Origin of the sequence: Pseudomonas sp. Sample_24 (genome assembly GCF_004307605.1) — a bacterium.
Classification (GTDB): Bacteria; Pseudomonadota; Gammaproteobacteria; order Pseudomonadales; family Pseudomonadaceae; genus Aquipseudomonas.
In genome coordinates this window covers 1-2,702 of record NZ_RCNW01000434.1, presented here as the reverse complement: position 1 = coordinate 2,702, position 2,702 = coordinate 1, and the positions used below count along the sequence as shown (strand labels likewise).

At 59.7% G+C, this 2,702-nt stretch carries 3 protein-coding genes; all 3 read left to right on the top strand.

Annotation, left to right across the window (positions count from 1 at the left end):
* On the top strand, nucleotides 1-222 hold a 222-nt coding region (gene rpoZ, locus D8V06_RS25460), incomplete at its 5' end, for a DNA-directed RNA polymerase subunit omega (RefSeq protein ID WP_130932053.1).
* A gap of 57 nt (nucleotides 223-279) precedes the next feature.
* Entirely contained in the window at nucleotides 280-2,385 is a 2,106-nt protein-coding gene (spoT, locus tag D8V06_RS25455) for a bifunctional GTP diphosphokinase/guanosine-3',5'-bis pyrophosphate 3'-pyrophosphohydrolase (protein WP_056854171.1), read from the top strand.
* A 36-nt stretch (nucleotides 2,386-2,421) separates the two neighbouring features.
* On the top strand, nucleotides 2,422-2,702 hold a 281-nt coding region (locus D8V06_RS25450), incomplete at its 3' end, for a Rid family detoxifying hydrolase (protein ID WP_130932052.1).

The following is a 2,702-nucleotide window of genomic DNA, read 5'->3' as shown; positions in this document are numbered from 1 at the left end:
AACCGCTTTGAGCTGGTCATGCTCTCTACCAAGCGTGCCCGTCAACTGGCCACCGGCGGCAAAGAGCCGAAAGTAGCCTGGGAAAACGACAAGCCTACCGTCGTCGCGCTGCGTGAAATCGCTGAAGGCCTGATCGACTACGCAGCTATCGCTGAAGCCGAAATCGTTGAAGATGAACCGCTTTTTGCTGCATTCGAGGACGAGTCCAACGAGGCCGTCTAAGCCTATGCCTGGTCGACGTAGCACGGCGCGGGATCACAGCTTACGGCAGGAGACATCATGCCGAGCATAGACGCCCTCGCCGATCGCTTATCGACCTACCTCGGCAAAGACCAGGTCAACCTGGTCCGCCGAGCGTATTTCTACGCCGAACAAGCCCACGACGGCCAACGCCGACGTAGCGGCGAGGCGTATGTCACGCATCCTCTTGCCGTGGCCAATATTCTTGCCGACATGCACATGGACCATCAGAGCCTGATGGCGGCCATGCTGCATGACGTGATCGAAGACACCGGTATCGCCAAGGAAGCGCTGCAAGCGCAGTTCGGCGAAACCGTGGCCGAACTGGTCGACGGGGTCAGCAAACTGACCCAGATGAACTTCGAGACCAAAGCCGAAGCCCAGGCCGAAAACTTCCAGAAAATGGCCATGGCCATGGCGCGTGACATTCGCGTGATCCTGGTCAAGCTGGCCGACCGCCTGCACAACATGCGCACGCTGGAAGTGCTGTCCGGCGAAAAACGCCGGCGCATCGCCAAGGAAACCCTGGAGATCTATGCGCCCATCGCCAACCGGCTGGGCATGCACGCCATCCGCATAGAATTCGAAGACCTCGGCTTCAAGGCCATGCACCCGATGCGTTCCGCGCGGATCTACCAGGCCGTCAAACGCGCCCGGGGCAACCGCAAGGAAATCGTCAACAAGATCGAAGAGTCCCTCAGCCATTGCCTGGCCGTCGACGGCATTCAGGGCGAGGTCAGCGGTCGACAGAAACACCTCTACGGCATCTACAAGAAAATGCGCGGCAAGCGTCGGGCCTTCAACGAGATCATGGACGTCTATGCGTTCCGGATCATCGTCGACAAGGTCGATACCTGCTACCGCGTGCTGGGTGCTGTACATAATTTGTACAAACCGCTGCCGGGTCGCTTCAAGGACTACATCGCGATTCCCAAGGCCAACGGCTACCAATCGCTGCACACCACACTGTTTGGCATGCACGGCGTACCGATCGAGATCCAGATCCGCACCCGCGAAATGGAAGAAATGGCCAACAACGGCATCGCCGCCCATTGGCTGTATAAATCCAGCGGCGACGAGCAGCCAAAAGGCACGCACGCCCGCGCTCGCCAGTGGGTCAAAGGCGTGCTGGAAATGCAGCAGCGTGCGGGCAACTCGCTGGAATTCATCGAAAGCGTGAAGATCGACCTGTTCCCGGACGAGGTCTACGTGTTCACGCCCAAAGGCCGGATCATGGAGCTGCCCAAAGGCTCCACGGCGGTCGACTTCGCTTACGCGGTGCACACCGACGTCGGCAACAGCTGCATTGCCTGCCGGATCAACCGCCGTCTCGCGCCGCTGTCCGAACCGCTGCAAAGCGGCTCCACGGTCGAGATCGTCAGCGCGCCCGGCGCGCGGCCGAATCCGGCGTGGCTCAATTTCGTGGTCACCGGCAAGGCGCGGACACACATCCGCCATGCGCTCAAGCTGCAACGTCGCTCCGAATCCATCAGCCTGGGCGAACGCCTGCTGAACAAGGTCCTCAACGGTTTCGACAGCTCGCTGGAGAAAATCCCGGCCGAGCGGGTCAAGGCGATGCTGGTTGAATACCGCCAGGAACTGATCGAAGACTTGCTGGAAGACATTGGCCTGGGCAATCGCATGGCTTATGTGGTGGCTCGTCGACTGCTCGGCGAAGGCGAACAGTTGCCAAGCCCGGAAGGTCCGCTGGCAATTCGTGGCACCGAAGGGTTGGTACTCAGCTATGCCAAATGCTGTACGCCAATCCCGGGCGACCCGATTGTCGGCCACCTGTCCGCAGGCAAAGGCATGGTCGTGCACCTGGACAACTGCCGCAACATCAGCGAAATCCGTCATAACCCGGAAAAATGCATCCAGCTGTCATGGGCCAAAGACGTCACCGGCGAATTCAACGTCGAGCTGCGCGTGGAGCTGGAACACCAGCGTGGCCTGATCGCGCTGCTGGCCAGCAGCGTCAACGCGGCCGACGGCAACATCGAGAAAATCAGCATGGACGAACGCGATGGTCGTATCAGCGTGGTCCAGTTGGTGGTCAGCGTGCACGACCGTGTACACCTGGCCCGCGTGATCAAGAAACTGCGTGCCCTCACCGGGGTGATTCGCATCACTCGCATGCGTGCATAGCGCGCAAACGTAGCCACCTCTTACAAGGAGTCATCAATGACCAAGACCGTTATCACCAGCGACAAGGCCCCGGCCGCCATCGGTACTTACTCCCAGGCGATCAAGGCAGGCAACACCGTTTACATGTCGGGTCAGATTCCTCTGGACCCAAAAACCATGGAACTGGTTGAAGGCTTCGAAGCCCAGACCGTCCAGGTCTTCGAGAACCTCAAAGCCGTGGCCGAAGCCGCCGGCGGTTCGTTCAAGGACATCGTCAAACTGAACATCTTCCTCACCGACCTGAGCCACTTCGCCAAGGTCAACGAGATCATGGGCAA

What these genes read in the sequence shown, in the direction of transcription:
- spoT (WP_056854171.1), top strand. Translation starts at nt 280, where the DNA reads ATGCCGAGCATAGACGCCCTCGCCGATCGCTTATCGACCTACCTCGGC.